We start from the raw sequence: 2,970 nt of genomic DNA on the forward strand, positions 1-2,970 counted from the left end.
TTGATATGAATTATTTGATTGGGCTGTACTTCACTGGAAGTTGAAGTGGTGCCCGGAGGCGGAATCGAACCACCGACACGGGGATTTTCAATCCCCTGCTAAGTTGAAAGAATGTTAACTATTTGATTGTTGTTGCCTTGTGTACCGATTCTGGTACACAAAATGATAATTCTTCCCATAATTTCCCCCAAAGGGGGCGAAGGCAAATCGACCCACGCCGCTAACCTAGCCGGTTTTTTTGCCGATGCCGGTTTTCGGGGTCTCCTGATTGATGCGGATTATTCACAACCCACTGCCAGCAGTATTTTTCCCCTGAACTACGAAGCCCCCGCCGGGCTGTATGAATTGCTGATGCAGACAGTGGATCTGAATCAGCCTGAGCAGATCATTTCCCGTTCGGCCATCAACAATCTGGATATCCTGATCTCCAACGATCCCGATGAACTCCTACCAACCGCGATGTTGCATGCCCCCGACGGTCGTTTACGCCTGCGCAATGTCCTGCAACACCCGCTCTTCAGTCAGTACGATATTATTTTCATTGATTCCAAAGGGGCGACCGGCGTGATGAGCGAACTGGTTGTACTGGCGGCTACGCAGGGCGTTTTGGGGGTTATCAAGCCCATTTTGCCTGACGTCCGCGAGTTCCTGCGTGGCACCCTGCGGATGCTGACCCGGCTCCGGCCTTTTGAAAACTACGGTGTCCGTCTGCCGGCTATTCAGATACTGGTCAACGGGATTGAAGGCACGAACCTTGACCGGGATACGCTGAATGAGCTGACCGATATTATTCATAATCAGCGCTATGACACTTCCGCACTGGGCGGCAGGCAGGTTTACCAACTGCTGGACACCCGGATAGACCTGCTGGATATCTACAAACTGGGGCATGTCCGTGCCCAGCCGGTGCATCGACTGGAATATAAAACCACCCGTAAAAGCCCGGCGGCGGCGATCACCATGCATCGCCTTGCCTGCGAGTTAGTGCCCTTATGGGCAGAAAAATTCGATGCGGTATTGATTGAGCAACCGACGGGAGAGGCGCAATGAATGTTATCTGGCGTGCCGTCTGCTTTCGTTATGAGACGATTGAATTATTGTTCAGTGATGATGAATGGTTTGTTTTTGTGGGTGCGCCGGATCGTGAAACCGCACAGGCGAAACTTCAGCTGCTGTTACCCGTTATTCTCGACATTTCCCCCCACGAGGTAGAGCACTATTACCCCCGTAATGAAGCAGAGTTGCGCAGGCAGGCTATGTGCCCTGATGCGTCTCCGGATTTAGCCTTGCTGGAATGTGGCTGGGAAAATGACCAGCCGCAGTATCTGACCGAAAAAGAGGTACTGTTCTGGGTTTCCGCGCCTCATTTGCAACAACGTTTAATCGCCGCCCTGAATGCGGTCAGTCAGGAGGTCGCCGATGGGGATGACGCATGAACAATTGAAGATCATCAGCGAAGAGGCACCCAGCTATGCCTATGCCGAAGTCGGGGTACTGGGCGGACTGGTGCTGGACAATGATCGCTGGGATACGGTGGTATTGTTACTGGTTGCCGACGATTTTTACTTCCCGGCCCACCGGATCCTGTTTCAGGCCATCGCGGAACTGAGTGAACAAAACTGCCCGTTCGACCTGATCACCCTGACCGACATACTGACCCAACGCGGGCAAATCGATCAGGTTGGCGGTTTTGCTTATGTGGCCGAAGTGTGCAAAAACACGCCGAGTGCCGCCAATATTGAAGAGTATGCCCGTATTGTGGCGGAAAAAAGCCGGTTACGTCAGCTACTGGCGCTGGGAAAATCCCTCAGCGCGGACGTCTTTCAGCCAACTATTCAGTCAGACACCCTGATTGCGCAGGCGGAAAGCCAGCTGTTTAATCTGGCGGAAAAAGGAGCAGCCCGGCAGCAGCAGGAAATGACCCTGTTACAGGGGGCAGACAGTCTGATCACCCATCTGGAACGCATACAGGGCAGCAACGGGATAACCGGAACCCCCACCGGATTTCAGCTGCTGGATGAAAAAACCTGTGGCTTGCAGGCCGGGGATCTCATTTTGCTGGCCGCTCGTCCTTCCATGGGTAAAACCGCACTGGGGCTGGCCTGTTGCCTCGGAGCCCTGCGTCTTCAGGAAAATGCGGTGGTGCAGATTTTCAGTCTGGAAATGCCGACGGCACAACTGATGTTGCGTCTCACCGCCATGGAAGGCGGGGTTTCCCTGAGCGCCCTGCGCAGCGGGATACTGGATGATGAGCAGTGGGGCCGCATCAGCCAGAGTCTGGAGCAGTTTTCCCGCTGGGATCAGCGGTTGATTATCGATGATTGCAGTCACCAGACGCCTGCATTACTGCGTGCCCGCGCCCGCCGTTATACCCGCAAATACGGCAACCCCGCTCTGATTATGGTGGATTATCTTCAGCTGATGAGTGCCCCCGGGCAGGAAAATCGGACACAGGAGATTGCGGAGATTTCCCGCAGCCTGAAAGCGTTGGGCAAAGAGCTGGGCTGCCCGGTACTGGCGCTGTCCCAGCTTAATCGACAAGTCGAAAATCGTTCTGATAAACGCCCCAACAACGGTGATTTACGGGATTCCGGCTCGCTGGAGCAGGATGCCGACCTGATATTGCACCTCTATCGCGATGAAGTTTATCACCCGGAGTCCCCGGAGGCAGGGATTGCCGAGATCATCATCGGTAAACAGCGTCAAGGGCCAACGGGCACGGTGCGTGTGCAATTTAACGGTAAGTACACCCGTTTTCAGGATATATCTGGCGGGGGGATAAGCGATGACCGGTAAGCACCTCAATTTAGGCCATGCCCTGTTACAACAAGGGCGTCAGGCAATGGCCACAATCCATGACAGTCAACCGATGGCAGAAATGCCGATGATACTGACGCTGGATCAACTCCGTCCCAATCCTGATAACCCCCGCACCAGCCGGAATCCGCGCTTTGACGATATCAAAGCGTC

General features: G+C 54.2%; 3 protein-coding genes and 1 pseudogene. All 4 read left to right on the forward strand.

Annotation, left to right across the window (positions count from 1 at the left end; all coding sequences use genetic code 11):
- Positions 1-162 precede the first annotated feature (162 nt).
- A complete protein-coding gene (locus tag BM100_RS22115; protein ID WP_092514956.1) occupies positions 163-1,050 on the forward strand; it encodes a ParA family protein in 888 nt (295 codons plus the stop codon).
- On the forward strand, positions 1,047-1,436 hold the full coding sequence (locus tag BM100_RS22120; protein WP_092514958.1) for a hypothetical protein: 390 nt from the start codon (positions 1,047-1,049) through the stop codon (positions 1,434-1,436). The genes BM100_RS22115 and BM100_RS22120 overlap by 4 nt, the downstream gene beginning before the upstream one ends.
- Positions 1,420-2,796, forward strand: a complete 1,377-nt coding sequence (gene dnaB-PI, locus BM100_RS22125; RefSeq protein ID WP_092514959.1) for an SPI-7-type island replicative DNA helicase — start codon at positions 1,420-1,422, stop codon at positions 2,794-2,796. Before BM100_RS22120 ends, dnaB-PI begins: the two co-directional genes overlap by 17 nt.
- Positions 2,786-2,970: pseudogene (locus BM100_RS22130) on the forward strand (ParB family protein); the annotation flags it as partial. The gene dnaB-PI and the pseudogene BM100_RS22130, both read left to right, overlap by 11 nt.

The sequence above is a fragment of the Xenorhabdus mauleonii genome, from assembly GCF_900113945.1.
Lineage (GTDB): Bacteria > Pseudomonadota > Gammaproteobacteria > Enterobacterales > Enterobacteriaceae > Xenorhabdus > Xenorhabdus mauleonii.

What these genes read in the sequence shown, in the direction of transcription:
- BM100_RS22115 (WP_092514956.1), top strand. Translation starts at nt 163, where the DNA reads ATGATAATTCTTCCCATAATTTCCCCCAAAGGGGGCGAAGGCAAATCG.
- BM100_RS22120 (WP_092514958.1), top strand. Translation starts at nt 1,047, where the DNA reads ATGAATGTTATCTGGCGTGCCGTCTGCTTTCGTTATGAGACGATTGAA.
- dnaB-PI (WP_092514959.1), top strand. Translation starts at nt 1,420, where the DNA reads ATGGGGATGACGCATGAACAATTGAAGATCATCAGCGAAGAGGCACCC.